This window comes from Streptomyces sp. NRRL B-3229, assembly GCF_000719505.1.
Taxonomy (GTDB): domain Bacteria; phylum Actinomycetota; class Actinomycetes; order Streptomycetales; family Streptomycetaceae; genus Streptomyces; species Streptomyces griseorubiginosus.
The window spans coordinates 136,167-162,226 of record NZ_JOGP01000012.1 but is presented as its reverse complement, the minus strand read 5'-3'; the positions used below and the strand labels follow the sequence as shown (position 1 = coordinate 162,226).

Below are 26,060 nucleotides of genomic sequence, written 5' to 3'. Positions count from 1 at the left end.
AAAAGTGGCGAGAAGACGCCCAACCGGAATGGCCCGAGGCCGCATCAGGGACTCAGGACATAGCTTTGGTGAAGGGGGCCGCCCAGGCGTTCCCGGAGAGCGGTGACGTCCGCTCGACCGAGGAAACCGGAGCCGCGGGAAGCGGCCTCCTCGACGACGGTGACAAGGCCGGCTTCGACGTCGGCTTCGATACCGGTGACAAGCCGGACTTCCCGGGGGCGCCGAGAGCCGCGGACCGTATCGGAAGCCTGTCCAAGCCGCCGGGCCCGGAGCCCGTCGTACGTCCGGAGCCGGTCGCACACCCGAACCCCTCTCGCACCACGCCGCCCGCGCAGTCGCAGGCCCCCGGTGCCAAGCCCGTAGTGCGCGACCCGTGGGACGAGTCCGGGAGCGATGCCGGGCACGCCCATGACCCGCACGAGGTGACCGTCCAGCTCGACGCGGTCAGCGTGAACGGGGAGGGCCGGATCGAGGGCGGCGGGGCCGGGGGCGACAGTGGCTCCGAGGGCTCCGACGGGCCGGTCTTCGTCGACGAGTCGGGCCGCCGCAGCCGTCGCTTCCGCCGGATCGGCATGGCCGTGGGCCTCGCCTGCGCGGTCTACGCGGTCGTCATCGTCGTCACCCTGCTGTCCGGCAACTCCAACGCGCCCTGGCTGCCGGTGACCGGACCGAAGGACGACGCCCCGGCCGGGAAGGTCGACACCAGCCCGGTCCCGGCCGAGTCGGCGGATCCGGCCGTACCCGTGGGAGTGGGAGTGCTTCCCGGGACCACCCCGACGGTGAGCGGCGGGGCCACCCCGGTGCCCGGCGTGAGCGGCACCGCGCCGGGTGTCGTCGTGAGCCCGGCCAGGCCGGGGGCGTCCGCCGGTCCGTCGGCACCGGCCACGCAGCCGGGCGGCAACCCGTCGGTCAGCGCCGACCCGTCGGCCCAGCCGACGCCGTCGGTCACCCCGCCGGCCAGCCCGACGGTCGCCCCGCCCGCGACCACCAGCCCCGACCCGACGGTCGCCCCGACCCAGACCACGGGTGGCGACAGCGCCGGACCCGGCACGGTGGCCGACGGCCCGGCCGCGCCCTCGCCCATCGCGTCGGACACCCCGCCGGCCTCGGCGCCGCCCGCCGGCTCGACTCCCGCCGGGCCCTCCGACGCCCCGCTCTCCTCCCCGTCCCCGGAGAACATCCTCTGATGGCATCCCGCACCCGCCGTCCGGGGGCCGCACACGGCGCCCCCGCCGGCTCCCGGCGCCGCCGCCTGCCCATGCGCCTGCTGCTGCCCGTGCTCGTCCTCTTCGCCCTCATGGCGATGCTGATGCTGCGCGGGTACGTCCACAGCGAGATCCTCGCCGACCACCGCATCCAGCCCGAGGCCTCCTCCGACAAGGTGCCGGAGAAGATCATCGACGGCGGGCCGGTGATCGACACCCGCGGCGGCGGGGCGACCAGCCTGAAGATCCCGGACCACCGGATCGTGCTCACCTTCGACGACGGGCCGGACCCGACCTGGACCCCCAAGGTCCTCGACGTCCTCAGGAAGCACCACGCGCACGCCGTCTTCTTCGTCACCGGCACCATGAGCTCGCGCTATCCGGACCTGGTCAAGCGCATGGTCGACGAGGGGCACGAGGTCGGACTGCACACCTTCAACCACCCCGACCTGTCCTTCCAGTCGAAGAAACGCATCGACTGGGAGCTGTCCCAGAACCAGCTCGCGCTCGCCGGCGCGGCCGGGATCCGCACCTCTCTCTTCCGCCCGCCGTACTCCTCCTTCGCCGACGCCATGGACGACCGGTCCTGGCCGGTCACCCAGTACATCGGTACCCGCGGCTACATCACCGTCGTCAACAACACCGACAGCGAGGACTGGCAGAAGCCCGGCGTCCGCAAGATCATCAGCAATGCCACGCCGAAGAACGGCAAGGGCGCGATCGTCCTGATGCACGACTCCGGCGGCGACCGCCACCAGACCGTCCAGGCGCTGGACCGGTTCCTGCCGGACATGGCGGCCAGGGGCTACCGGTTCGACAACCTCACCGAGGCCCTCGACGCGCCCAGCGCCCACACCACGGTCACCGGGCCCGAGCTGTGGAAGGGCAAGGCGTGGATCTTCCTGGTCCAGGCCTCCGAGCAGATCACCGACGTGCTCGTGGTCGGGCTCGCGATCATCGGCTCCCTGGTCATCGGCCGCTTCGTGCTGATGCTCCTGCTGTCGGGCATCCACGCGCGCCGGGTGCGCCGCAAGGGCTTCCGCTGGGGAGAGCCGGTGGTGCAGCCGGTCTCGGTGCTGGTCCCGGCGTACAACGAGGCCAAGTGCATCGAGAACACCGTCCGTTCCCTGATGGCGAGCGAGCACCCGATCGAGGTGCTCGTCATCGACGACGGCTCCAGCGACGGCACCGCCCGGATCGTCGAGGCGATGGACCTGCCCAACGTCCGGGTGGTCCGCCAGCTCAACGCGGGCAAGCCGGCCGCCCTCAACCGCGGCCTGGCGAACGCCCGTCACGACATCATCGTGATGATGGACGGCGACACCGTCTTCGAACCGTCCACGGTCCGCGAGCTGGTACAGCCCTTCGGCGACCCGCGCGTCGGCGCCGTCGCCGGCAACGCCAAGGTCGGCAACCGGGACTCGCTCATCGGCGCCTGGCAGCACATCGAGTACGTGATGGGCTTCAACCTCGACCGCCGGATGTACGACATCCTGCGCTGCATGCCGACCATCCCGGGCGCGGTGGGAGCCTTCCGCCGCTCCGCCCTGGAACGCGTCGGCGGCATGAGCGAGGACACGCTCGCCGAGGACACCGACATCACCATGGCCATGCACCGGGACGGCTGGCGCGTGGTCTACGCCGAGAAGGCGCGCGCCTGGACCGAGGCACCGGAGTCGGTCCAGCAGCTCTGGTCGCAGCGCTACCGGTGGTCGTACGGCACCATGCAGGCGATCTGGAAGCACCGGGGCGCGCTGGTGGAGCGGGGCCCGTCGGGCCGTTTCGGCCGCGTGGGCCTGCCGCTGGTCTCGCTGTTCATGGTCGTGGCGCCCCTGCTGGCCCCCCTGATCGACGTGTTCCTCCTCTACGGCGTGGTGTTCGGCCCGACCCAGAAGACGATCGTGGCCTGGCTGGGCGTGCTCGCGATCCAAGTGGTCTGCGCCGCCTACGCGTTCCGCCTCGACCGCGAACGCATGAGCCACCTGATCTCGCTGCCGTTGCAGCAGATCCTGTACCGCCAGCTCATGTACGTGGTGCTGCTCCAGTCCTGGATCACGGCCCTGACCGGCGGCCGCCTGCGCTGGCAGAAGCTGCGCCGCACCGGGGTCGTGGAGGCGCCGGGCGGACCGGTGCCGAGTCCGCGGAAGAGCAGTGAGAGCGACGAGCGGAGGCCGGTGGGATGACGCAGGACTACGCGGCCGGCCAGCGGGAGGCGGCCGCGCCCCCGAAGGCGCCCGGCCGGGACCGCTATCTCGACCTCCTCCGCTCCCTCGCCCTGGTCCGGGTGGTCCTGTACCACCTCTTCGGCTGGGCATGGCTGACCGTGCTGTTCCCGTCGATGGGCGTGATGTTCGCGCTGGCGGGCTCGCTGATGGCGCGGTCGCTGAACCGCCCGGCGCTGAGCGTGATCAGGGGCAGGCTCCGCCGACTCCTGCCTCCGCTCTGGGCGTTCAGCGCGGTGGTGCTGCCGTTGATGTTCGTGGGCGGCTGGAAGCTGTCCGAGGACCCGGACCACAGCGGCACCTGGGGCCTGCTGGAACTGGTGAACTACGTCATCCCGATCGGGGCGCCGCCGTACCCCTGGGAGATCGGCTTCCCGAAGGACCTGCTGGAGAGCACGTGGGCGGACCAGGCGGTGGGCCCGCTCTGGTACCTGCGCGCCTATCTGTGGTTCGTGCTCTTGTCACCGCTGCTGCTGTGGGCGTTCCGCAGGGTGCCGTGGGCGACGCTGCTCGCTCCGCTGGCGCTGGCGGCGGTGGTGGGCACGGGCGTGGTGACCATCCCCGGCGAACTCGGCAACGCGGTCACCGACTTCGCGGTCTACGGCAGCTGCTGGGTGCTCGGTTTCGCGCACCAGGAGGGAGTGCTGGCGAAGGTCCCGCGCTATCTCGCGGTGTCCGGCTCGGTGCTGGTGATGGCGTTCGGCCTGTGGTGGGCGTCCGGCCACCAGGGCCCCGACGGCTGGGACCTCAACGACATCCCGCTCGCCCAGGCGGCCTGGTCCTTCGGTTTCGTGGTGATCCTCCTCCAGTACTCCCCGTCCTGGCAGGAACTCCCGGGCCGTCTGGCCCGCTGGGACAAGCTGGTCACCCTCTCCAACAACCGTGCCGTCACGATCTACCTCTGGCACAACCTGCTGATCATGGCCACGGTCCCGATCATCGACCAGGCCTACAACCTCCCCTTCATGCAGAGCGACCGCGCGGTGGCGGCGCTGGACGCGACGGACATGCTGTGGATGTTCGTCCTGGTGTGGCCGCTCATCGGGGTGGCGATCGTGGCGTTCGGCTGGATCGAGGACCTGGCGGCGAAGCGACGGCCTCGCTTGTGGCCGAACGGAGCGAAGAAGAGGCGCACGAAGCGGCCGGCGCCCGCGACACCGACTCACGGAGCCTGAGGGCAACGGAGCTGGAAGGATGGGCGGGGCGATGAACATCTCTCTGCTGTCCCTGCCTCCGGCGGAAACCCGCGCCGGCTTCGACCAGGTCCTCGCCTGCTTCTCCGCACGGGAGTCGGGCAACCGATCCCCTTTCGCGTTCTGCGACTTGGGGGAGGAAGCAGCTGTCGTCGAGGAGTTGCTGCTGCGGGCGGGCGCGGGCGAACTCGCTGGCCTCGCCGCGTTCGGCGGGGCCGTCCTCGGCGACGACGGTGTCGGGACGGCATGCACGCTGCTGTCGGTCGAGGAGGTGACGCGGCTCCACGCCTTCCTCACGACGACGGGCACCAGCCTGACGGCCCACCTCGCCGACGTGCTGTCCGTGACCGTCCGCGGGGACGTCCCGTACGGCTACGCCGACGATCTCATCGAGCTGGTGGGCGAGTTGCACGGGCTCTTCGAGACGGCGGCTCGGGACGGGTTCTGCGTGGTGCACCTCTATGAGGGCTGAGGAGCTGCGGGACGCGGCGGTCGAGAGCGTGCGGAGTCTCGGCGACCGAGGAGCGCCCCAGGACGTGATCGATGTCCACGCGGCCTGTCGGTACTTCTCCGTCATCGAGCTGGAACAGCTGGCTGAGCTCGACCCCGTCGAGCTGCGCGAGCGCCTCGAAAGTGTCGTGTGGGTCAGTGACGAGGAGTTCGCGGTGTGCGGGCTCAGCACCGGCGACATCACCGACCTGCGGCAATGGGCCCTCGACTGGGAGGCCGATCTCGGGCTGCGGATCCTTGAGCAGTACGACGAGCAGTACGACGAGCAGTACGACGAGACGCACGACGGCTCTCAGGGCGGTGACCACTGACGGGGAGGGTTTCGTAACACAACGTGCCCACGACCTCTCATCCCGCCCGTCCCCGGGGTGAGAGCAACGTTCCTTTCCGGTCACCCGGTGAAACACAGGCAGGAAACGCGTCCTCCCTACCTTCGGGGTCAGTCAGGGAGCAGGACCTGAGCCCGTCGCACCGTGGAGGCGTCATGACAGCCCCTAGTACAGCCCCCGCACCCCAGAACAGGGGCGGCCGCTGGATCACGCAGTGGGATCCGGAGGACGAGACCTTCTGGAAGGAGACCGGCGAGAAGGTCGCCAAGCGGAACCTCTACTTCTCCGTCCTCTCCGAGCACATCGGGTTCTCGATCTGGACCCTGTGGTCCGTGCTGGTGCTCTTCATGGGACCGGAGTACGGGCTGACCCCGGCCGACAAGTTCATGCTGACGTCGATGGTGACCCTCGTCGGTGCCGTGGTCCGCGTGCCCTACACCTTCGCGGTCGCCATGTTCGGCGGACGGAACTGGACCATCATCTCGGCCAGTCTCCTGCTCATCCCGTCGATCGCCGCCTTCGCCGTGATGAAGCCCGGCACGTCCTTCTCCACCTTCCTGGTCGTCGGTCTGCTCGCCGGCATCGGCGGCGGCAACTTCGCCTCCTCCATGACCAACATCAACGCGTTCTTCCCGCTGCGGAAGAAGGGGTGGGCGCTCGGGCTCAACGCCGGCGGCGGCAACATCGGCGTGGCTGCGATCCAGCTGGTGGCCCTGGCGGTCATCGGTGCCAGCGGCGGGCCGCGGGTGCTGCTCGGGATCTACATTCCGCTGATCGTCGTCGCCGCGGTGCTGGCCGCGCTCTTCATGGACAACATCGAGAACGTCAAGAACGACACCGGCGCCGCCAAGGACGCTGCCAGGGACCCGCACACCTGGATCATGTCCGTCCTCTACATCGGCACGTTCGGCTCCTTCATCGGCTACAGCTTCGCCTTCGGGCAGGTGCTGACCAACCAGTTCGGCCGCACGCCGCTCCAGGCCACCTACCTGACGTTCATGGGCCCGCTGCTCGGCTCGCTGATCCGGCCCCTGGGCGGTTGGCTCGCCGACAAGTACGGCGGCGCGAAGATCACCCTCTACAACTACGTCGGCATGGCCGCCGCCACCGCCGTCCTGGTCGTCGCCAGCATGCAGAAGTCCCTGCCGCTGTTCGTGGTCGCCTTCGTGGTGCTGTTCTCGCTGACCGGTATCGGCAACGGCTCCACGTTCAAGATGATCCCGGGCATCTTCCAGACCAAGGCCCTCGCCAAGGGACTTGAGGGTGAGGAGGCCGCCAAGTACGGACGCCGGCTCTCCGGAGCCTCCATGGGCCTCATCGGCGCGGTCGGCGCACTCGGCGGCGTGGGCATCAACCTCGCCTTCCGGCAGTCCTTCCTCTCCTACGGCTCCGGCACCGGCGCGTTCGTCGCCTTCCTCGCCTACTACGCCCTCTGCTTCGGCATCACCTGGGCCGTATACCTTCGCCGTACCGCCCCCCAGGGCCAGGCCGTGACCGCCGCGGAGGCGAAGCCGCAGCTCAGCTACGCCGAGGTGTGACGTAACACCGACGACATGAACCGGAACCGAGCCTGTCACGAGCCGTTGACAGGCTCGGTCGCCATGTAGGAACGACCGGGTACACCAGGTACTACGACTCGAGTGCGGGACGAGAGCCATGTACGAGGAACAGCAGCCAGCAGAGCAGCACGGCCCCCTCGCGGGCTTCACCGTGGGCGTCACGGCCGCGCGTCGGGCGGACGAACTCGGTGCGCTGCTCCAGCGCCGCGGGGCCGTCGTCGTACATGCGCCGGCCCTGCGGATCGTGCCCCTCGCCGACGACAGCGAACTGCTGGCGGCGACGAAGGACCTGATCGACCAGGCACCGGACGTGGTCGTGGCCACCACCGCGATCGGGTTCCGGGGGTGGGTCGAGGCCGCCGAGGGGTGGGGACTCGGGGAGGCGCTTCTCGACCGGCTGCGGGGGGTGGAACTCCTCGCGCGCGGGCCCAAGGTCAAGGGGTCGATCCGGGCCGCCGGGCTGACGGAGGAGTGGTCGCCGTCCTCCGAGTCCATGGCCGAGGTGCTCGACCGGCTGCTCGAAGAGGGCGTCGAGGGCCGCCGCGTCGCCATCCAGCTGCACGGGGAGCCGCTGCCCGGGTTCGTGGAGGCGCTGCGGGCCGGGGGAGCGGAGGTCGTCGGGGTGCCGGTGTACCGGTGGATGCCGCCGGAGGACCTCGCGCCGGTGGACCGGCTCCTCGACGCCGCCGTCTCGCGCGGGCTGGACGCGGTGACCTTCACCAGCGCGCCCGCGGCCGCGTCCCTGCTGTCGCGTGCCGAGTCCCGCGGCCTGCTGCCCGAACTGCTCGCCGCGCTCCACCACGACGTGCTGCCGGCCTGCGTCGGCCCGGTCACCGCGCTGCCGTTGCAGGCGCGGGGGGTGGACACGGTGTCGCCCGAGCGCTTCCGGCTCGGACCGCTGGTGCAGCTGCTGTGCCAGGAACTGCCCGGGCGCGCCCGCTCGCTGCCCATCGCGGGTCACCGGGTGGAGATCCGGGGGCACGCGGTGCTGGTCGACGGGACGCTGCGGCCGGTGCCGCCGGCGGGCATGTCGTTGCTGCGGGCGCTGTCCCGGCGGCCGGGCTGGGTGGTCTCCCGCGCGGACCTCCTGCGGGCGCTGCCGGGCGCGGGCCGCGACGAGCACGCCGTGGAGACGGCGATGGCCCGTCTCCGTACGGCCCTGGGGGCGCCGAAGCTGATCCAGACGGTGGTGAAGCGGGGCTACCGGCTGGCCCTGGACCCGGCGGCGGACGCGAAGTACGCGGACGCCTAGTCAGTCGGCCGTGGAGGAGGCACTGAGGAGGCACCTGCCTTCCCCGTGGCCTTCACCAGCAGCCCCAGCGCCACCGTCAGCAACACCGCCCGCACCCCGTTCCACACCACCCACGGGTCCTCGAACTCCTCGCGGAGCGTGGCGTAGGAGCCGTCGCCGTTGAGGGCGTCGTTGAGGGGGATGTTGAAGGCGACGGTGACCAGGAAGGCCAGGGCGGACGCCGCGAGGGCCGCCCGGACCCACCGGCGGTGCTCCTTGCCCCGCGCCTGCCACGCCGCCACCGCCGTGAGGGCCGGCGCGCCCAGGAAGCCCAGGAGGAACACCGGGTTCTGGATGACGTCGTTGATGTCGCGCATCACCTGGACGTACACGCGGTCGTCGCTGCGGGACAGGGCGGGCATCACGCCGCACGCGAAGACGTAGAAGGCCCCGGCGATCAGGCCGGTGGTGACCGTGGCCGCGCCCAGGACGAGTCGGCCGCTCCTGCTGGTGGTCTGTGTCATGGCTCCCAGTGAAGGCGGCCCGCACGTGGCCGGACATCGCCGGGACGCGCGGCCCCATGCGTGAACGTCCAGGGTCGGTCCGGGCACGAGGGCTACCGGCGGGGAGAACGGGAGGGCACTGTGGGAGGGAGCCCCGGAACAGCACGGCACAGCCTTGAAGCACCTCACCGACCCCTTCCGGCCGGGGCACCCCTCTAGGCGGTGACAGGCACATGGCACTGGGTACGGCCACGGTCGCGTACGAGCTGCGGTTCGACGCCGGTCGGATCTGTCTCGACCTCCTCGCGACCACCCACCCCGAGGAACGCCTCGACTCGACGGAGGTGCTGTGCGCCTGGATCGTCGGTTCGGGTCTGGTGCCGCGGGGAACCTCGCTGGTCCACGCGGACCCCTCCTGGCTGGTCGGCTTCCGTGAACTGCGCGGCTGGACGGACCGGTTGGTCAGGGGCACCCCCGGACCGGGCTACGACCTCGCGCTCGCCCACGTCAACGAGGCCGCCCGGGCCGCGCCCCCGGCCCCGTGCGCGGTCAGCGCCGAGGACGGCACGCTGGTGCGGGAGTTGGACGCTCCGCCGGGCTGCGCGGCCCTGCTCGGGGCCGTCGCCAGGGACGCCGTGGAACTGCTCACGGACCCCGTCGCGCGGGCCGCGATCAGAGAGTGCGAAGGGGACAACTGCCCCATCGTGTACCTCGATACGTCACGGGGGCGCAGGAGGCGCTGGTGCTCCAGTGAGGTGTGCGGAAACCGGGAAAGAGTGGCCCGGCATCGTCGGCGCGCGGCGCTCTCGCGCAGCTGACTGGTCGTTATGTCCCTTCTGTGGAGGGGGTGTCGAAGTGATTTCGATTACATGTTGTTTACTCGCTCAACCTTACGGGCCGTAGTGGCGACCTTGCCCGTGTGGTGGAAATGTGAAGATCGAGCGGCGGGAATGTGCACGCATGTCCCGTCTCGTCACGTCACTCAGAAGAAAACTGTCGTCGCGCTTTGAACACCCGACCCCTCCCGTCCGTACCCCTCGTCGAGCGACCGACTGGGGGAACCCCCGGACATCGGAGGTGGGCGTGCGCAAGGATTCTGTCGTGGCCAATGAACGTGGATCGAGGGCCCGACATCGCATGTCCCAGCCCTCGGAACCTGATGAGGAGCTGATGCGTGCCCTGTACCGGGAGCACGCCGGGCCTCTCCTTGCGTATGTCCTCCGGTTGGTTGCGGGAGACCGCCAGAGAGCCGAGGACGTGGTGCAGGAGACGCTCATCCGTGCCTGGAAGAACGCCGGACAGCTCAATCGAGCGACCGGATCGGTACGCCCCTGGCTGGTGACGGTCGCCCGGCGCATCGTCATCGACGGACACCGCAGCCGGCAGGCCCGGCCGCAGGAGGTCGATCCGTCACCGCTGGAGGTCATCCCCGCGGAGGACGAGATCGACAAGGCGCTGTGGCTGATGACGCTGTCGGACGCGCTCGACGACCTGACCCCGGCCCACCGGGAGGTGCTCGTCGAGACGTACTTCAAGGGGCGTACCGTCAACGAGGCGGCCGAGACGCTGGGCATTCCCAGTGGCACCGTCCGCTCGCGGGTCTTCTATGCCCTGCGGTCGATGAAGCTCGCACTGGAGGAGCGGGGGGTGACGGCGTGATGAGTGTGTACGGGGGTAACCAGGGATTCGGCACAGGTGGTTCGGGTATGTCTGGTTCCATGATGGGATCTCCGGTGCCGAACGAGCACGAGACCGTCGGCGCCTACGCTCTCGGGATCCTCGACGACGCCGAGGCCACCGCCTTCGAGGCGCATCTCGCGACCTGCGAATGGTGCGCCCAGCAGCTCGACGAGCTGGCCGGTATGGAACCGATGCTCGCCGCCCTCGCGGACCTGCCGGGCTCCGGCACCCCCGCGATCGGCGAGTCGCTCTCCGCCAAGCCCAGCCCGCGCATCGTCAACAAGCTCGTGGACGAGGTCGCGGAGCGCCGGGCCCAGAAGCGCCGCCGCAGCATGTACATGGTCGCGGCAGCGGCCGCGCTGATCATCGGCGGTCCGATCGTCGCGACCGCGGTGAGCGGCGGCGGTGACTCGGGCGGCGGGTCGAAGTCGGGCCAGGTCCTCGCGGCCACCCCGCAGGAACTCTTCAACTCCATGCCCGACAAGGTGTCGGCGACCGACTCCAAGACCGGCGTCAGCGCGACCGTCGCCATGGCGCAGAAGAACTGGGGCACCTCCCTCGGCCTGGAGCTCAAGGGCGTCAAGGGACCGCTCAAGTGCTCTCTGATCGCCGTCGGGACCAACGGCGAGCGCTGGACGGCCTCGACCTGGTCCGTCGGCAAGTGGGGCTACGGCATCCCCAACGGCAAGACCGAGGAGTCCAAGAAGCCGCTCTACATCGGCGGTGCGGTCGCCCCGGCCCAGAACGAGATCGACCACTTCGAGGTCGTCGACTCCGACGGCAACAAGCTCGTCCAGGTCGACGCGTAACTTCCCGCCGGGCCCCCCTTCGCGTACGGTTGACGGCTGCCCAGCACGTCAGAAGGGGGCCCGGTGGCCGCTCAGGCTCAATCATCCGCGGTCGGCTCGGTTCAGGACTCGATTCGGGACCGCGAGATCGGCGTCGAACAGGAACATCTGGACCGGGTCTACCGGCGCCTCGAGGAGAAGATCCACGAGGCGGAGTTCCTGATGAACGACGCGGCCAAGCGCGGCCAGGTCGGCACGCCCGGCGCGCTCGCCGAGCGGGACGCCCAGGTCTTCCGGGCCGGAGTGCACCTGAACAGGCTGAACAGCGAGTTCGAGGACTTCCTCTTCGGCCGCATCGACCTGCTCCTCGGCAAGGACGGCAAAAAGGGCCCCGACGGCGCCTACACGGCCGTCGAACCCGCCGAGGGCGCGGTCCGCGAGGACGGCACCGCGGACATCGCGGAGACCCTGCACATCGGCCGGATCGGGGTCCTCGACTCCGAGTACGCGCCCCTCGTCATCGACTGGCGGGCCCCCGCCGCGGCCCCCTTCTACAGGTCCACTCCGGTGGATCCCGGGCGTGTCGTACGACGCCGGGTGATCCGCTCCAAGGGCCGCAAGGTCCTCGGTGTCGAGGACGACCTGATGCGCCCCGAGCTGAAGGCCTTCCTCGACGGCCACCAGCTGCCCGTCATCGGCGACGGCGCCCTCATGGCCGCGCTCGGCCAGGCCCGCAGCCACACCATGCGGGACATCGTCGCCTCCATCCAGGCCGAGCAGGACCTGGTCATCCGGGCCCCCGCAGCGTCCGTGACCTACGTCGAGGGCGGACCCGGCACCGGCAAGACCGCCGTCGCCCTGCACCGAGCCGCCTACCTCCTCTACCAGGACCGGCGCCGCTACTCCGGCGGCATCCTCATCGTCTCGCCCACCCCCCTGCTGGTCGCCTATACCGAGGGCGTGCTGCCCTCCCTCGGCGAGGAGGGCCAGGTCGCCATCCGCGCGATCGGCTCCCTGGTCGACGGTGTCGAGGCCACCCTGTACGACTCTCCGGCGGTGGCCCGCGCCAAGGGCTCCTACCGGATGCTGAAGGTGCTGCGGAAGGCGGCGCGGGGAGCGCTGGAGCTGGGCACGGAGGGTTCCGGCAGGACCGCCGGCCGGTCCTCCGACTCCGGGCAACTCGCCTTCGGGGACGCCGGTGATGTCGACGACGGTGGCGGGGACGGAAACGGCGCCGGTGCCGCCGTATCCCCGAAGCCCGGGCCGACCACCCGCCTGCGCGTGGTCGCGTTCGGGCGGAGGCTGGAGCTGGAGGCGGACGAGCTTGAGCGGATCCGGCGCAACGCCCTCGGCGGTACCGCGCCCGTCAACCTGCTGCGGCCCCGGGCCCGCAAGCTGCTCCTGGACGCGCTGTGGGCGCGGTCCGGGGCCGGCAGCCGGCACACCGATCCCGAGCTGGCCGCCGAGCTGCGGTCGTCGTTCGACGAGGACGTCGCCAGCGAGGACAGCTTCATCGAGTTCCTCGACGCCTGGTGGCCTGAGCTCACCCCGAAGGCCGTCCTCGCCGCGATGGCCGACGAGCGGCGCCTCGGCCGCTGGGCCCGCCGCATTCTCAACCCCGGCGAGGTCCGCAGGGTCGCCCGCTCGCTGCGCCGCGACGGCCTGACCGTGCACGACATCGCCATGCTCGACGAGCTCCAGGCGGTTCTCGGTGCCCCCGCCCGCCCGCGCAAGCGGCGTGAGCTGGACCCGCTCGACCAGCTCACCGGCCTGGAGGAGCTGATGCCGGTACGGGAGGAGTCGCAGCGCGAGCGGGCCGAGCGGCTCGCCCAGGAGCGCGTCGAGTACGCCCATGTCATCGTCGACGAGGCGCAGGACCTGACGCCCATGCAGTGGCGCATGGTCGGCCGCCGTGGCCGGCACGCCACCTGGACGGTCGTCGGGGACCCGGCGCAGTCCTCCTGGTCCGACCCCGACGAGGCCGCCGAGGCCCGCGACGAAGCCCTCGGCACCCGTCCCCGCCGCCGCTTCCAGCTGACGGTGAACTACCGCAACCCCTCCGAGATCGCGGACCTCGCGGCCAAGGTGCTGGCCCTCGCCATGCCGGGTAACGAGTCGCCGAGGGCCGTCCGGTCCACCGGCGTCGAGCCGCGCTTCACGGTCGTACGGAAGTCGCTGGGCGAGACCGTGCGGGAGGAGGCCGCCCGTCTCCTCGGGCTCGTCGACGGCACCGTGGGTGTCGTCGTCGCCATGAACCGGCGCGAGGAGGCCGCCCGCTGGCTCACCGGACTCGGCGACCGGGTCGTCGCACTCGGGAGCCTGGAGGCCAAGGGTCTGGAGTACGACGCGACGGTCGTCGTCTCCCCGGCCGAGATCGCCGACGAGTCGCCGGCCGGACTGCGCGTGCTCTACGTCGCCCTCACCCGCGCGACCCAGCAGCTGACGGTCGTCTCCGCGGACCGGGACCAGCCAAACCCCGAAGGGGTCCCCGATCTGCTGAGAGATTGAACTCGCGCTGCGGGAATGGTCTTTCGGGATCCGTTTGTTAGCCTGGATGTGACACCGGCCCGATCCAAGCCCCCGGGCCCAACCTTCGTCCCTCAGAGGGACCACTTGCCGCGAGGCGAGCATGGCGGGTCGGTGTCACTGACTTGATGAGAGGCCCACGTCCATGTGACGTGGGCCTCTTTCTCATGGCCCGCCGCATGAACAAAACGATCGCAATCCAGGGCGGCTAACGCCTACCCGGCAGTAGGTGCGACCATCGGACGGCAATCCAGCTCCGCAGGTGAAAGCAGAGGAAGTCGGCCATGGCAACGGCGCCCAGCGTCTCCTACTCGATGACGGTCCGGCTGGAGGTGCCCGCGAGCGGAACCGCCGTATCGCAGCTCACCACCGCCGTGGAGTCCTCCGGAGGCTCGGTGACCGGCCTCGACGTCACCGCTTCCGGTCACGAGAAGCTCCGGATCGACGTCACGATCGCGGCCAGCTCCACCAAGCACGCGGACGAGATCGTCGAGGAGCTGCGCCGGATCGAGGGCGTCACCCTCGGCAAGGTCTCCGACCGTACGTTCCTCATGCACCTCGGCGGCAAGATCGAGATGGCGTCCAAGCACCCCATCCGCAACCGCGACGACCTCTCCATGATCTACACCCCGGGCGTGGCCCGCGTGTGCATGGCGATCGCCGAGAACCCCGAGGACGCCCGCCGCCTCACCATCAAGCGGAACTCCGTTGCGGTCGTGACGGACGGCTCGGCCGTGCTGGGCCTCGGCAACATCGGCCCCAAGGCCGCTCTGCCGGTCATGGAGGGCAAGGCCGCCCTCTTCAAGCGCTTCGCCGGCATCGACGCCTGGCCGCTGTGCCTGGACACCCAGGACACCGACCAGATCGTCGAGATCGTCAAGGCCATCGCGCCCGGGTTCGCCGGCATCAACCTCGAGGACATCTCCGCCCCGCGCTGCTTCGAGATCGAGGCCCGGCTCCGTGAGGCCCTCGACATCCCCGTCTTCCACGACGACCAGCACGGCACCGCGATCGTCGTCCTCGCCGCCCTGACGAACGCACTGCGCGTCACCGGCAAGGCAATTGAGAACATCCGGGTCGTCATGTCCGGCGCCGGCGCGGCCGGCACCGCCATCCTCAAGCTGCTGATCGCGGCCGGCGTCAAGAACGCCGTCGTCGCCGACATCCACGGGGTCGTGCACGCGGGCCGTGAGGACCTCGTGGACGCCGCTCCCGGTTCGGCGCTGCGCTGGATCGCGGACAACACCAACCCCGAGAACCTGACGGGAACGCTGAAGGAGGCCGTGCGCGGCGCCGACGTCTTCATCGGTGTCTCCGCCCCGAACGTCCTGGACGGCGACGACGTGGCCGCCATGGCCGAGGGTGCCATCGTGTTCGCGCTCGCGAATCCCGACCCCGAGGTCGACCCGGCGATCGCCCGACAGACGGCCGCCGTCGTGGCCACCGGCCGCTCCGACTTCCCGAACCAGATCAACAACGTGCTGGTCTTCCCGGGTGTCTTCCGCGGTCTGCTGGACGCGCAGTCCCGGACGGTCAACACCGAGATGATGCTCGCGGCCGCGAAGGCGCTCGCCGACGTCGTCACCCAGGACGAGCTGAACCCGAACTACATCATCCCGAGCGTATTCAACGACAAGGTCGCGGGCGCGGTGGCGGGTGCGGTGCGGGACGCGGCGAAGGCCGCAGGGGCGACGGCCTAGGCCGCGGGGGCGATGGTCCAGGGCCCACGTCCCGGTGCCGGGCCGCCGCGTCTACAGTGGACGTCGTATGTTTGTTCGGCTGTGAGGATCGCCACGGTGGCCCTCCGGCCCGGCGCGTCGCGGAACCAGGCGCTTCGCGCCACCCTCTAGGGTGGCGCCACGCCCAGGCCTCTGTTCGTGTGACCCCCTAGGGTGTTCATGCGAGTCCTACGGGTGCCGGATTGGCTTTCCCGCAGCAGGTAGGGGCAGGATGCGTCCCTGGGCGCGAGCGCATCGGCTTCGCTGTGCCTCGTGTGCGGCACCGCCGCGAGGCACACCCCAACGGCAAGAAGAACACGGGAGTAACAACATGAACCGCAGTGAGCTGGTGGCCGCGCTGGCCGACCGCGCCGAGGTGACCCGCAAGGACGCCGACGCCGTTCTGGCCGCGTTCGCCGAGACCGTCGGCGAGATCGTCGCCAAGGGTGACGAGAAGGTCACCATCCCCGGCTTCCTGACCTTCGAGCGCACCCACCGTGCCGCTCGCACCGCGCGCAACCCGCAGACCGGTGACCCGATCCAGATCCCGGCCGGCTACAGCGTCAAGGTTTCGGCGGGCTCCAAGCTCAAGGAAGCCGCCAAGGGTAAGTAAGCGCTCCGCTTCGAGCGCCGGGTGACTGCCGGCCGTCCTTCGGCTGACGGGACCGCCGTGGCTGGTCGCGCAGTTCCCCGCGCCCCTGAGGGGCGCCCCTGATTACGCCGATGGGGCGGTCACCCGGACTCGGGTGACCGCCCCATCGGCGTTCGTGCGACTGCTGCGGCTAGCCGAGTGCCTTGCCCGGCAGCTCGACCTTTGCGCCGAGTTCCACGAGCTTCTCCATGAAGTTCTCGTAGCCGCGGTTGATGAGGTCGATGCCGTGGACGCGGGACGTGCCCTGGGCCGCCAGGGCGGCGATCAGGTAGGAGAAGCCGCCTCGGAGGTCGGGGATGACCAGGTCGGCGCCCTGGAGCTTGGTGGGGCCCGAGACGACCGCCGAGTGCAGGAAGTTGCGCTGGCCGAAGCGGCAGTTCGAGCCGCCCAGGCACTCGCGGTACAGCTGGATGTGCGCACCCATCTGGTTGAGCGCGGAGGTGAAACCGAGGCGGGACTCGTACACCGTCTCGTGGATGATCGACAGGCCCGTGGCCTGCGTGAGGGCGACCACCAGCGGCTGCTGCCAGTCCGTCTGGAAGCCCGGGTGCACGTCCGTCTCGAGCGCGATGGACTTCAACTGGCCACCGGGGTGCCAGAAGCGGATGCCCTCGTCGTCGATCTCGAAGGCACCGCCCACCTTCCGGTAGGTGTTCAGGAACGTCATCATCGAGCGCTGCTGGGCGCCGCGGACGTAGATGTTGCCCTCGGTCGCCAGTGCGGCGGACGCCCAGGAGGCGGCCTCCAGACGGTCCGGCAGCGCGCGGTGGTTGTAGCCGCCGAGCCGGTCCACACCCGTGATGCGGATCGTCCGGTCGGTGTCCATCGCGATGATGGCGCCCATCTTCTGGAGCACGCAGATGAGATCCTCGATCTCCGGCTCCACCGCCGCGTTCGAGAGCTCGGTGACACCCTCGGCGAGCACGGCCGTCAGCAGCACCTGCTCGGTCGCGCCCACCGACGGGTACGGCAGCTTGATCTTCGTACCGCGCAACCGCCGCGGCGCCTCCAGGAACTGCCCGTCCGCGCGCTTCTCGATCGTCGCGCCGAACTGCCGCAGCACCTCGAAGTGGAAGTCGATGGGCCGGCCGCCGATGTCACAGCCGCCGAGGCCGGGGATGAAGGCGTGCCCGAGCCGGTGCAGCAGCGGGCCGCACAGCAGGATCGGAATCCGGCTGGAACCCGCGTGGGCATCGATGTCAGCGACGTTGGCGCTCTCGACATGCGTCGGGTCCATCACCAGCTCGCCCGGTTCCTCACCCGGACGGACCGTCACACCATGCAGTTGCAGCAGTCCGCGTACGACCCGCACGTCACGGATGTCCGGAACGTTGCGCAGTCGACTCGGCTCGCTGCCCAGCAGGGCGGCGACCATGGCCTTCGGTACGAGGTTCTTCGCACCGCGGACACGGATCTCGCCCTCCAGCGGGGTTCCGCCGTGGACAAGCAGTACGTCGTCAGAGCCGTTGACGGTCATGTATCTCGCGTTCCGATGAGTCGGGCAGGGGCCAGAAGGGAAAGGGTAATCGCCGCCCACCCCCCTTCTGTAAGCCCAAGTGCCGCCCAGCCACGTCATAGCTCTGTCACAACACGAACCGCTAGCTGCCGGGCACATGGGGTCACGAGCGCCTGGCGTGCGCTCAGGGCGCATCGTTGCGCTCTGAGCTGCATCCACTCCCCGAGACGCATTGCCTCCCCACGCGAAGGGAAGATGCGGGATCATGTCTGGCATGACCGAGGTGTCCTCGCTCACAGGGCGGTTGCTCGTGGCAACGCCCGCCCTGGCGGACCCGAACTTCGACCGCGCGGTGGTGCTTCTCCTCGACCACGACGAGGAGGGCTCGCTCGGCGTCGTCCTCAACCGTCCCACCCCGGTGGACGTGGGCGACATCCTGGAGGGCTGGGCCGACCTCGCGGGCGAGCCCGGGGTCGTCTTCCAGGGCGGCCCGGTCTCCCTGGACTCCGCCCTGGGGGTCGCCGTCATACCCGGCGGCGGCGCGGTCGACGGAGCCCCGCTGGGCTGGCGCAGAGTCCACGGCGCGATCGGGCTGGTCGACCTGGAGGCCCCGCCCGAGCTGCTCGCCTCGGCCCTCGGCAGCCTGCGCATCTTCGCCGGGTACGCCGGCTGGGGGCCGGGCCAGCTGGAGGACGAGCTGGTGGAGGGCGCCTGGTACGTCGTCGAGTCGGAACCCGGCGACGTCTCCTCACCCGCCCCGGAAAGACTCTGGCGCGAGGTGCTGCGCCGCCAGCGCAACGAGCTCGCGATGGTGGCCACCTACCCGGACGACCCTTCGCTGAACTGATCCATGTGACCTTCAGTACTCTTGGCGATATGAGCACTCTCGAGCCCGAGCGCGGGACTGGTACGGGGACCCTCGTCGAGCCCACGCCGCAGACTTCCCACGGCGACGGCGACCACGAGCGCTTCGCCCACTACGTCCAGAAGGACAAGATCATGGCGAGCGCCCTGGACGGGACTCCCGTCGTGGCGCTCTGCGGCAAGGTGTGGGTACCCGGCCGCGATCCCAAGAAGTACCCGGTGTGTCCCATGTGCAAGGAGATCTACGAGTCCATGGGTTCCGGGGACGACGAGGGCGGCGACAAGTAGTCCACCGCCCGGCTGAGCTTCACAGGGCCCCTGGGGTGCGTACGGTGCGCCCCCGGGGCTTTCCTGTGTCAAGGATTGGCCTAGACCTCTTGTGGCGAGGCCGCGTGAGACCTAGCCTCTATTGCGTTGCGCGGAATTCTGGTTGCGTGCGGGGCAACGCGTGCGGAGGGGTGCTGCATGAGGACGGGCAGCCGGATTTCGGTCGTATTTCGGCGACCGCCATGACGTGATTCCGGTTCCGCTTCCGAACCGCCTCGTCGTTCTTGTTTCCGGTCGCGGCGGATTGCTTTCGCGCTCCTCCCGCTCGGGCTGATGGGATTTCCTCTCCGTCAAGTCATCCCATGTCGGCGGCACTTCGCAGTCGAGGCCGCCGATGCCCTGCTGGTGTTCTTCGTACTCGTACAGCGACGCCTGGTCCCCGGGCCGGGCGGAGCGGTTAAGGACTGACGTGACTTCGCTGGCAGAACTGATTCCCGCGCCGCGCGCCGTCGAGGGACCCGCCCGGTGCGGCTTCGTGTTCGGGCCGGAAACCACCCTGTGGGGTGCGCCCGGCACCGAGAACACACAGCGGTGGCTGCGCGCCACGCTCGGCACCGCCCTGGCGCTGCCCCTGGCGCCCGGACGAGAGGATGCCGAGAACACGCTCACGCTGCGCCTGGACGACACCCTCGACCCGGAGGGCTACCGCCTGACGGTCTCCGCCGACCGGGGCGTCGACATCACCGGCGGCGGCCCGGCCGGCGTGTTCTGGGGTGCCCAGTCGCTCCGCCAGCTGCTCGGCCCCGATGCCTTCCGGCGCGCGCCCGTCGCCCCCGGCCTCCAGTACGGCGTCCAGCACCAGACCGTCGAGGACGCCCCGCGATTCCGCTGGCGCGGTCTCATGCTCGACGTGGCACGGCACTTCATGCCCAAGGACGGCGTGCTGCGCTACCTCGATCTGATGGCCGCGCACAAACTCAACGTCTTCCACTTCCACTTGACGGACGACCAGGGCTGGCGCGTCGAGATCAAGAGGTACCCCCGGCTCACCGAAGTGGGCTCCTGGCGGACGCGTACCAGAATCGGCCACGGGGCCTCACCGCTGTGGGAGGAGAAGCCGCACGGGGGTTTCTACACCCAGGACGACATCCGCGAGATCGTCGCCTACGCCGCCGAACGGCATATCACCGTCGTCCCCGAAATCGACGTACCCGGACACTCGCAGGCCGCGATCAGCGCGTACCCGGAACTCGGCAACACCGATGTCATCGACACGTCCTCCCTGTCGGTCTGGGACAACTGGGGCATTTCCCTGAACGTACTCGCCCCCACTGACAAGACCCTTCGCTTCTACGAGGGCGTTTTCGAGGAACTGCTGGAGCTGTTCCCCTCCGAGTTCATTCACATCGGCGGCGACGAATGTGCCAAGGAGCAGTGGCGGGAGTCGCCTTCGGTTCAGGCCCGGATCGAGGAACTCGGCCTCGCGGACGAGGACGCGTTGCAGTCCTGGTTCATCGGACACTTCGACCAGTGGCTCACCGCGCGCGGGCGCAGGCTCATCGGCTGGGACGAGATCCTGGAGGGCGGGCTCGCCGCGGGCGCGGCCGTCTCCTCCTGGCGTGGCTACGCGGGCGGGATCGCCGCCGCCCGCTCGGGCCACGACGTCGTCATGTGCCCCGAGCAGCACGTCTACTTGGACCACCGCCAGGACGCCGGCGAGGACGAGCCGGTGCCGATCGGTTACGTCCGCACCCTGGAGGACGTGTACCGCTTCGAGCCCGTTCCACCGCAGCTGACGCCGGCCGAGGCCGACCGTGTCCTCGGTACGCAGGCCAATCTGTGGACCGAGGTGATGGAGGACCACGCGCGCGTGGACTACCAGGCGTTCCCGCGGCTCGCGGCCTTCGCCGAGGTGGCCTGGAGCGCCCTGCCCGCCCCGGCGGAACGGGACTTCGCCGGCTTCGAGCGGCGGATGGCCGTCCACTACGAGCGACTTGACGCCCTGGGCGTCGGCTACCGGCCGCCCACGGGTCCGCTGCCGTGGCAGAAGCGGCCGGGAGTGCTCGGCAGGCCCATCGAAGGGGCACCCCCGAACAGGTAGGGGAAAAAGACCTCAAGTGTCACCGAAGAGTGTCAATCGGTGCGTGCCGGTGATGCCGTGCGAAAACGGACCATCTGCCTGATGGGGTGGGCGAATGCCGCCGAACGCCTCCTGGCGGACCCCTGTCTTCGGGTGTTGCGAAGATGTGCCAGAGTTGCCACGTCCGCCCTGTCAGCACGTACCGTACGGCAGCAACGGGGCAGGACCAGGTGGGGCAGCGGGAAGGGGCAGCCGGTTTGACCACGCACGCACCGCAGGCGGCGCAGGCCGTCACGCTGCCCACGACGCTGGACGAGGCGGTGGCGGCCCTCACGGCCATGCCCGCCGCCGTGCCCGTCGCGGGCGGCACCGACCTGATGGCCGCCGTCAACTCGGGACAGCTCAGGCCCGCCGCCCTGGTCGGTCTCGGCCGGATCAGCGAGATCCGCGGCTGGCAGTACCAGGACGGGCACGCCCTGCTCGGTGCCGGGCTCACGCACGCGCGCATGGGCCGCCCCGACTTCGCCGCCCTCATCCCGGCCCTCGCGGCCGCCGCGCGCGCCGCGGGCCCGCCGCAGATCCGCAACGCGGGCACCCTGGGCGGCAACATCGCCTCGGCGGCCCCCACGGGCGACGCACTGCCCGTGCTCGCCGCCCTGGAGGCCACCCTGATCATCGCGGGCCCGGACGGCGCCCGCCGGGAGATGCCGGTTTCGCACCTGCTGGCCGGCATGGAGATGCTGCGCGCGGGCGAGCTCATCGGCTTCGTGCGCGTGCCCCTGCTGCACGCCCCGCAGGTCTTCCTCAAGGTCACCGGGCGGACCGGCCCGGGACGCGCGATGGCCTCCGTCGCCCTCGTCCTGGACCCGGCCCGGCGCGGGGTCAGATGCGCCGTCGGTGCCATAGCGCCGATGCCGCTGCGGCCCCTGGACGCCGAGCAGTGGGTGGCCCGGCTCATCGACTGGGACAACAACCGCGCGCTCGTCCCGGAGGCTCTGGAGGCCTTCGGTGAGTACGTGGCCGCGGCCTGCATCCCCGACCCGGCACCGGCCCCGGACGGTTCCGTACCGCAGCATCCGCCGGCCGTTCTGCACCTGCGGCGCACCGTCGCCGCGCTGGCCCGACGAGCACTGGGGAGGGCACTGTCGTGACCGACGACCAGCACGGAGAGGGCACGCCCCGGGCCGCCGGCCGCTGGGACCCGCTCCCTCAGGGGGACTACGACGACGGCGCGACCGCCTTCGTGAAACTCCCCGAAGGGGGCATCGACGCCCTCCTGGCCTCCGCCGACAGTCCGCTCGCCGCGCCCGGGCACGGCTATGTGCCGCCGCGGATAACGGCGGCGCCGGGCGAGGGCGACGGCACCGACCCGGGCGCCACGGGAGCGTGGGGCACGCCGGCCGAGGGCTCCGGCTGGCCGGACGCCAACGCCGTGCCGCCGGGGCAGACCGGGCAGTTCTCGTACAACCCGGCGACCACGCAGCAGTGGCACGTCGAGGACACGGCGGCGGCCCCCGCCCCGACTCCGGCCCCTGGCCACGATGTCACCGGGCAGTGGTCGATTCCTGTTGCGGGCGGCGATCTTCCGGACGAATCGGGCGAGTTCACCACGTCGTCCCTGGTCGAGCAGTGGGGCGGCACCCCTCCGGCGACCCTGCCGGGCGGCGCGGCCGCGCCCTGGGCGACCCAGCCGGCCCCGCCGGTCCAGCCGTGGGCGGACGACGGGTCCCATGGGTTCGACGACGGCGGCACCGGGGCGTTCGACGGCGGTTCCGGTGGGACGGTCGGTGACGGCTCCGGTGGGACGGTCGGCGGCGAGCACGCGCACGTGCCTGCCGGTGACGACCACACGCGCGTGGCCGCCGAACACGAGCACATGTACGTGCCCGGTGACGAGCACGCGGTGTCGGCCGACGACGGTGGCGCTTCGGCCGACGCGCGGACCGACGGAGAGGGCAGCGGCCTCGCGGACACCCACGGTCCGTCGGAAGCCCACGGCTCCGCCGGGGCGTACCCGGACAGCGCCTCCACAGCCGCCTCAGAGCCCGCTCCGGACGCCGAGGGGCACCCTGCTGCCCCCGAGTCGCCCGAGGGCGCCCGCGGGGCCGTGGAAGCCGCTGACGGGCCCGCCGACGCCGATGCGGAGCACACCCCGGCCCGTACCCCGTCCGCCCCGGACGACGAGCAGGCCCCGCCGCCCGCGGAGGAACACGCGGGCGACCCCGACGACCGGGCCGCCGCCCCCGGCGAGGAGCACCCGCTCGCCTCCTACGTGCTGCGCGTCAACGGCGTCGACCGGCCCGTCACCGACGCCTGGATCGGCGAGTCGCTGCTCTACGTGCTGCGCGAGCGGCTCGGCCTCGCGGGTGCCAAGGACGGCTGCTCGCAGGGCGAGTGCGGGGCGTGCAACGTCCAGGTCGACGGACGGCTCGTGGCGTCCTGCCTGGTGCCCTCCGTGACCGCCGCCGGCAGCGAGGTCCGTACCGTCGAGGGCCTCGCCGAGGACGGCCGGCCCTCGGACGTGCAGCGGGCGCTCGCCCGGTGCGGCGCGGTGCAGTGCGGATTCTGCGTGCCGGGCATGGCGATGACCGTGCACGACCTGCTGGAGGGCAACCCCGCGCCCACCGAGCTGGAGACCCGCCAGGCGCTGTGCGGCAACCTCTGCCGCTGCTCCGGCTACCGGGGTGTCGTCGACGCCGTCAAGGAGGTCGTCGCCGAGCGCGAGGCCCACGCGGCGGCCGAGGCTGAGACGGACGGCGACGAGCCACGTATTCCGCACCAGGCGGGTCCGGGCGCCGGAGGCGTCAACCCGTCGGCGTTCGACTCGCCGGGGTTCCCGAGCTCCTCCGGACCGCATGAGCAGGCGTACGGACAGGGACAGGACGGAGGCCAGACGTGAGCAACGAAGCCGCCACCGCGACCACCGCCGCGGAGGCTGCACCCGCCCCCGAGCCGATTCCGCACGGCCTCGGCGTCTCCCTGCCGCCCGCCGACGCGCGCGCGAAGACCGAGGGCACCTTCCCGTACGCGGCCGACCTGTGGGCCGAGGGCCTGCTGTGGGCCGCCGTCCTGCGCTCACCGCACGCGCACGCGCGCATCGTGTCCATCGACACCTCACACGCGCGTGACATGCCCGGAGTCCGCGCGGTCGTCACCCACGAGGACGTCCCCGGCAGCCCGGTGCACGGCCGGGGCAGGGCCGACCGTCCGGTGTTCGCCTCCGAGGTCGTACGCCACCACGGCGAGCCCATCGCGGCCGTCGCCGCCGACCATCCCGACACCGCGCGCATGGCCGCGGCCGCCGTCATCGTCGAGTACGAGGTCCTCGACCCGGTCACCGATCCCGAGCTGGCGTTCGAGGCCGAGCCCCTGCATCCCGACGGCAACCTGGTCCGCCACATCCCGCTCCAGCACGGCGACCCCTCCGTGACCGGCGAGATCGTCGTCGAGGGCCAGTACCGCATCGGCCGCCAGGACCCCGCGCCCATCGGCGCCGAGGCCGGCCTCGCCGTGCCCCGTCCCGACGGCGGCGTGGAGCTGTACCTCGCCTCCACCGACCCGCACGCCGACCGTGACACCGCCGCCGCCTGCTACGGCCTGGAGCCCGAGCGCGTCAAGGTCGTCGTCACCGGCGTCCCCGGCGCCACCGCCGACCGCGAGGACCAGGGCTTCCAGCTCCCGCTCGGCCTGCTCGCGCTCAAGACCGGCTGCCCGGTGAAGCTGACGGCCACGCGCGAGGAGTCCTTCCTCGGCCACGTGCACCGGCACCCCACCCTGCTGAGATACCGCCACCACGCCGACGCCGAGGGCAAGTTGGTGAAGGTCGAGGCGCAGATCCTGCTCGACGGCGGCGCCTACGCCGACACCTCCTCGGAGGCCCTGGCCGCCGCCGTGGGCTTCGCGTGCGGGCCGTACGTCGTCCCGAACGCCTTCATCGAGGGCTGGGCCGTACGCACCAACAACCCGCCCTCCGGCCATGTCCGCGGCGAGGGCGCCATGCAGGTCTGCGCGGCCTACGAGGCCCAGATGGACAAGCTGGCCAAGAAGCTCGGGATCGACCCGGCGGAACTGCGCCTGCGCAACGTGCTGGCGACCGGGGACGTGCTCCCGACCGGCCAGACGGTGACCTGCCCGGCGCCGGTCGCCGAACTGCTGCAAGCCGTACGGGACTTCCCGCTGCCGGCGCTGCCCAAGGACACCCCCGAGGACGAGTGGCTGCTGCCCGGCGGCCCCGAGGGCGCGGGCGAACCCGGTGCGATCCGCCGGGGTGTCGGCTACGGCCTCGGCATGGTGCACATGCTCGGCGCGGAGGGCGCGGACGAGGTCTCCACGGCGACCGTGCGCGTCCAGGACGGCGTCGCGACGGTGCTCTGCGCGGCCGTCGAGACCGGCCAGGGCTTCACGACGCTGGCCCGCCAGATCGTCCAGGAGACCCTCGGCATCGACGAGGTCCACGTGGCCCCCGTCGACACCGACCAGCCTCCCGCGGGCGCGGGCGCGCGTGGCCGCCACACCTGGGTCTCCGGGGGCGCGGTCGAACGGGCCGCCAAGATGGTCCGCACCCAGCTGCTCCAGCCCCTGGCGCACAAGTTCGGCATGTCCACCGAGCTGCTCCAGATCGTCGACGGCAAGATCACCTCCTACGACGGCGTCCTGTCGACGACCGTCACCGAGGCCATGGACGGCAAGGAGCTGTGGGCGACGGCGCAGTGCCGTCCGCACCCCACGGAGCCGCTGGACGAGGCCGGTCAGGGGGACGCCTTCGTGGGCATGGCGTTCTGCGCGATCCGCGCGGTCGTCGACGTCGACATCGAGCTCGGTTCGGTCCGCGTGGTCGAGCTGGCGCTCGCCCAGGACGTCGGCCGGATCCTCAACCCCGCCCAGCTGGAGGCCCGTATCGAGGCGGGCGTCACGCAGGGCGTCGGGATAGCGCTGACGGAGAACCTGCGCACCGCGCGCGGGCTGATCCGGCACCCGGACCTCACCGGGTACGCGCTGCCGACGGCCCTGGACGCGCCGGACATCCGGATCGTCAAGCTCGTGGAGGAGCGGGACGTGGTCGCCCCGTTCGGCGCGAAGGCGGCGAGCGCGGTGCCGGTGGTCACCTCTCCTGCGGCGATCGCCTCGGCCGTACGGGCCGCTACGGGGCGCCCGGTGAACCGGTTGCCGATCCGGCCGCAGGCGGCGGTGGTGACGGACCGCTGAGTCGGTCTGCGCCTGCGGGTCCTCGTACGCCTACGGTGAGCCAGGTGCTCGTACGACTCCGGTGCTCGTATG

At 71.0% G+C, this 26,060-nt stretch carries 21 protein-coding genes; 19 read left to right on the top strand and 2 right to left on the bottom strand.

Going from position 1 to position 26,060, the window contains the following annotated elements:
• Positions 1 to 68: 68 nt before the first annotated feature.
• From IF54_RS0121635 to IF54_RS0121605, 7 genes are all read left to right on the top strand, one after another.
• Positions 69 to 1,187: a hypothetical protein gene (locus IF54_RS0121635; protein ID WP_234439026.1), complete on the top strand. Its 1,119-nt coding sequence runs from the start codon at positions 69 to 71 to the stop codon at positions 1,185 to 1,187.
• The gene (locus tag IF54_RS0121630) at positions 1,187 to 3,388 is read left to right on the top strand and encodes a glycosyltransferase (RefSeq protein ID WP_030321146.1); all 2,202 of its coding nucleotides are present in this window, start codon (positions 1,187 to 1,189) and stop codon (positions 3,386 to 3,388) included. Before IF54_RS0121635 ends, IF54_RS0121630 begins: the two co-directional genes overlap by 1 nt.
• On the top strand, positions 3,385 to 4,602 hold the full coding sequence (locus IF54_RS0121625) for an acyltransferase family protein (RefSeq protein ID WP_030321145.1): 1,218 nt from the start codon (positions 3,385 to 3,387) through the stop codon (positions 4,600 to 4,602). Before IF54_RS0121630 ends, IF54_RS0121625 begins: the two co-directional genes overlap by 4 nt.
• 31 nt (positions 4,603 to 4,633) lie before the next feature.
• Positions 4,634 to 5,092, top strand: a complete 459-nt coding sequence (locus IF54_RS0121620) for a hypothetical protein (RefSeq protein ID WP_030321144.1) — start codon at positions 4,634 to 4,636, stop codon at positions 5,090 to 5,092.
• Positions 5,082 to 5,441 carry a hypothetical protein gene (locus IF54_RS0121615; protein ID WP_051735496.1) on the top strand — a complete coding sequence of 120 codons (360 nt, stop codon included), beginning with the start codon at positions 5,082 to 5,084 and terminating at the stop codon, positions 5,439 to 5,441. The genes IF54_RS0121620 and IF54_RS0121615 overlap by 11 nt, the downstream gene beginning before the upstream one ends.
• Before the next feature lie 173 nt (positions 5,442 to 5,614).
• Entirely contained in the window at positions 5,615 to 6,997 is a 1,383-nt protein-coding gene (locus IF54_RS0121610; protein ID WP_030321142.1) for a nitrate/nitrite transporter, read from the top strand.
• A 118-nt stretch (positions 6,998 to 7,115) separates the two neighbouring features.
• Positions 7,116 to 8,270 carry a uroporphyrinogen-III synthase gene (locus tag IF54_RS0121605; RefSeq protein ID WP_030321140.1) on the top strand — a complete coding sequence of 385 codons (1,155 nt, stop codon included), beginning with the start codon at positions 7,116 to 7,118 and terminating at the stop codon, positions 8,268 to 8,270.
• Here the strand turns inward: IF54_RS0121605 and IF54_RS0121600 are convergent.
• Complete coding sequence (locus tag IF54_RS0121600; RefSeq protein WP_037820354.1) at positions 8,267 to 8,773, bottom strand: DUF1772 domain-containing protein; 507 nt, start codon at positions 8,771 to 8,773, stop codon at positions 8,267 to 8,269. The two genes, IF54_RS0121605 and IF54_RS0121600, sit on opposite strands and share 4 nt — an antisense overlap.
• Before the next feature lie 212 nt (positions 8,774 to 8,985).
• On the opposite strand from IF54_RS0121600, the gene IF54_RS0121595 reads away from it, so the two are divergent.
• The 6 genes from IF54_RS0121595 to IF54_RS0121570 all read left to right on the top strand — a co-directional run bounded on the left by IF54_RS0121595 (position 8,986) and on the right by IF54_RS0121570 (position 16,077).
• Positions 8,986 to 9,570: a CGNR zinc finger domain-containing protein gene (locus tag IF54_RS0121595; RefSeq protein WP_030321137.1), complete on the top strand. Its 585-nt coding sequence runs from the start codon at positions 8,986 to 8,988 to the stop codon at positions 9,568 to 9,570.
• A gap of 319 nt (positions 9,571 to 9,889) precedes the next feature.
• Entirely contained in the window at positions 9,890 to 10,411 is a 522-nt protein-coding gene (locus IF54_RS0121590) for a sigma-70 family RNA polymerase sigma factor (RefSeq protein ID WP_010039908.1), read from the top strand.
• A gap of 47 nt (positions 10,412 to 10,458) precedes the next feature.
• Positions 10,459 to 11,241, top strand: coding sequence for an anti-sigma factor family protein (locus tag IF54_RS0121585; protein ID WP_279389315.1), 783 nt, complete (start codon positions 10,459 to 10,461; stop codon positions 11,239 to 11,241).
• Positions 11,242 to 11,304: 63 nt separating this feature from the next.
• Positions 11,305 to 13,728 (top strand): HelD family protein, encoded by a 2,424-nt coding sequence (locus IF54_RS0121580; protein WP_030321131.1) that lies wholly within the window; start codon positions 11,305 to 11,307, stop codon positions 13,726 to 13,728.
• A gap of 302 nt (positions 13,729 to 14,030) precedes the next feature.
• Positions 14,031 to 15,446 (top strand): NAD-dependent malic enzyme, encoded by a 1,416-nt coding sequence (locus IF54_RS0121575; protein ID WP_030321122.1) that lies wholly within the window; start codon positions 14,031 to 14,033, stop codon positions 15,444 to 15,446.
• Positions 15,447 to 15,795: 349 nt separating this feature from the next.
• A complete protein-coding gene (locus IF54_RS0121570; protein ID WP_007382399.1) occupies positions 15,796 to 16,077 on the top strand; it encodes an HU family DNA-binding protein in 282 nt (93 codons plus the stop codon).
• Between the two features lie 169 nt (positions 16,078 to 16,246).
• On the opposite strand, the gene murA is transcribed toward IF54_RS0121570, so the two are convergent.
• Entirely contained in the window at positions 16,247 to 17,593 is a 1,347-nt protein-coding gene (murA, locus tag IF54_RS0121565) for a UDP-N-acetylglucosamine 1-carboxyvinyltransferase (RefSeq protein ID WP_020139024.1), read from the bottom strand.
• 253 nt (positions 17,594 to 17,846) lie between these two features.
• On the opposite strand from murA, the gene IF54_RS0121560 reads away from it, so the two are divergent.
• The 6 genes from IF54_RS0121560 to IF54_RS0121535 all read left to right on the top strand — a co-directional run bounded on the left by IF54_RS0121560 (position 17,847) and on the right by IF54_RS0121535 (position 25,988).
• Positions 17,847 to 18,419, top strand: a complete 573-nt coding sequence (locus IF54_RS0121560) for a YqgE/AlgH family protein (protein ID WP_020139023.1) — start codon at positions 17,847 to 17,849, stop codon at positions 18,417 to 18,419.
• Between the two features lie 29 nt (positions 18,420 to 18,448).
• Positions 18,449 to 18,724, top strand: coding sequence for a DUF3039 domain-containing protein (locus tag IF54_RS0121555; protein ID WP_028809870.1), 276 nt, complete (start codon positions 18,449 to 18,451; stop codon positions 18,722 to 18,724).
• A 448-nt stretch (positions 18,725 to 19,172) separates the two neighbouring features.
• Positions 19,173 to 20,804, top strand: coding sequence for a beta-N-acetylhexosaminidase (locus IF54_RS0121550; RefSeq protein WP_030321119.1), 1,632 nt, complete (start codon positions 19,173 to 19,175; stop codon positions 20,802 to 20,804).
• A gap of 236 nt (positions 20,805 to 21,040) precedes the next feature.
• The gene (locus IF54_RS0121545) at positions 21,041 to 21,934 is read left to right on the top strand and encodes an FAD binding domain-containing protein (protein WP_020139020.1); all 894 of its coding nucleotides are present in this window, start codon (positions 21,041 to 21,043) and stop codon (positions 21,932 to 21,934) included.
• The gene (locus tag IF54_RS0121540; RefSeq protein WP_030321117.1) at positions 21,931 to 23,682 is read left to right on the top strand and encodes a 2Fe-2S iron-sulfur cluster-binding protein; all 1,752 of its coding nucleotides are present in this window, start codon (positions 21,931 to 21,933) and stop codon (positions 23,680 to 23,682) included. The genes IF54_RS0121545 and IF54_RS0121540 overlap by 4 nt, the downstream gene beginning before the upstream one ends.
• Positions 23,679 to 25,988 (top strand): xanthine dehydrogenase family protein molybdopterin-binding subunit, encoded by a 2,310-nt coding sequence (locus IF54_RS0121535; RefSeq protein WP_030321115.1) that lies wholly within the window; start codon positions 23,679 to 23,681, stop codon positions 25,986 to 25,988. Before IF54_RS0121540 ends, IF54_RS0121535 begins: the two co-directional genes overlap by 4 nt.
• The last annotated feature ends 72 nt before the right edge of the window (positions 25,989 to 26,060 follow it).

Coding starts and splice junctions, on each gene's coding strand:
- IF54_RS0121600 (WP_037820354.1), bottom strand. CDS start 8,773: ATGACACAGACCACCAGCAGGAGCGGCCGACTCGTCCTGGGCGCGGCC.
- murA (WP_020139024.1), bottom strand. CDS start 17,593: ATGACCGTCAACGGCTCTGACGACGTACTGCTTGTCCACGGCGGAACC.
- IF54_RS0121620 (WP_030321144.1), top strand. CDS start 4,634: ATGAACATCTCTCTGCTGTCCCTGCCTCCGGCGGAAACCCGCGCCGGC.
- IF54_RS0121605 (WP_030321140.1), top strand. CDS start 7,116: ATGTACGAGGAACAGCAGCCAGCAGAGCAGCACGGCCCCCTCGCGGGC.
- IF54_RS0121625 (WP_030321145.1), top strand. CDS start 3,385: ATGACGCAGGACTACGCGGCCGGCCAGCGGGAGGCGGCCGCGCCCCCG.
- IF54_RS0121585 (WP_279389315.1), top strand. CDS start 10,459: ATGTCTGGTTCCATGATGGGATCTCCGGTGCCGAACGAGCACGAGACC.
- IF54_RS0121555 (WP_028809870.1), top strand. CDS start 18,449: ATGAGCACTCTCGAGCCCGAGCGCGGGACTGGTACGGGGACCCTCGTC.
- IF54_RS0121575 (WP_030321122.1), top strand. CDS start 14,031: ATGGCAACGGCGCCCAGCGTCTCCTACTCGATGACGGTCCGGCTGGAG.
- IF54_RS0121590 (WP_010039908.1), top strand. CDS start 9,890: ATGTCCCAGCCCTCGGAACCTGATGAGGAGCTGATGCGTGCCCTGTAC.
- IF54_RS0121570 (WP_007382399.1), top strand. CDS start 15,796: ATGAACCGCAGTGAGCTGGTGGCCGCGCTGGCCGACCGCGCCGAGGTG.
- IF54_RS0121630 (WP_030321146.1), top strand. CDS start 1,187: ATGGCATCCCGCACCCGCCGTCCGGGGGCCGCACACGGCGCCCCCGCC.
- IF54_RS0121615 (WP_051735496.1), top strand. CDS start 5,082: ATGAGGGCTGAGGAGCTGCGGGACGCGGCGGTCGAGAGCGTGCGGAGT.
- IF54_RS0121595 (WP_030321137.1), top strand. CDS start 8,986: ATGGCACTGGGTACGGCCACGGTCGCGTACGAGCTGCGGTTCGACGCC.
- IF54_RS0121560 (WP_020139023.1), top strand. CDS start 17,847: ATGACCGAGGTGTCCTCGCTCACAGGGCGGTTGCTCGTGGCAACGCCC.
- IF54_RS0121610 (WP_030321142.1), top strand. CDS start 5,615: ATGACAGCCCCTAGTACAGCCCCCGCACCCCAGAACAGGGGCGGCCGC.